This is a genomic window from Vibrio sp. 1641 (assembly GCF_033339995.1).
GTDB classification, from domain to species: domain Bacteria; phylum Pseudomonadota; class Gammaproteobacteria; order Enterobacterales; family Vibrionaceae; genus Vibrio; species Vibrio alginolyticus.
In genome coordinates, this window is record NZ_JAWOVP010000506.1 from 1 (window position 1) to 519 (window position 519).

The window sequence follows — 519 nt, forward strand, 5'->3', positions numbered from 1 at the left end:
GCAAGCGAATAAACAACCAACCACCTGCGATAATTAATAGCGCCATGATCAGGCTGTTACGAAATAGCGGCGCAAAGTCCTCTTCTTGCAGCTCAGACAGCGGGATGCGAATAATGGAATTGGGCAGCTTCTCGATGTGCATCCACAAAATGTAGCTTTCACTACCCAGCAACAGGCGTACTTCGGTTGGTGAGCCAAGCTCTTGAGTCATTTCCTCCGACATCAAATCAATCGACATCGCATGGTTAAACTCAACCGCCTTCTCGCTGTTGATGCTGTGAACTGTCACGCCCAACCTTTCTAATAACTGGCGACGCAATGGTGCATCCGATTTGAGCGGGCCATCTTCATCGAGAACCAGATTCAGTTCGTGAGCGAGAATTTTGTTGAACTGTTGCAGGCTTGGCATCAACGCGTAGTTAAAAACGGCGTAATAAGAAAAGACTTGGCTAGCGAGAAGCAAGGAGATGAACAGTAGAATAGATTGTGTCAGTGAACTTCGGATTCGCATGGAAATTT

The 519-nt window shown here is 47.0% G+C and carries 1 pseudogene; it reads right to left on the reverse strand.

Going from position 1 to position 519, the window contains the following annotated elements:
* Positions 1–511, reverse strand: a pseudogene (gene envZ, locus R7Z47_RS26820) (two-component system sensor histidine kinase EnvZ); the annotation flags it as partial.
* Between the last annotated feature and the right edge of the window lie 8 nt (positions 512–519).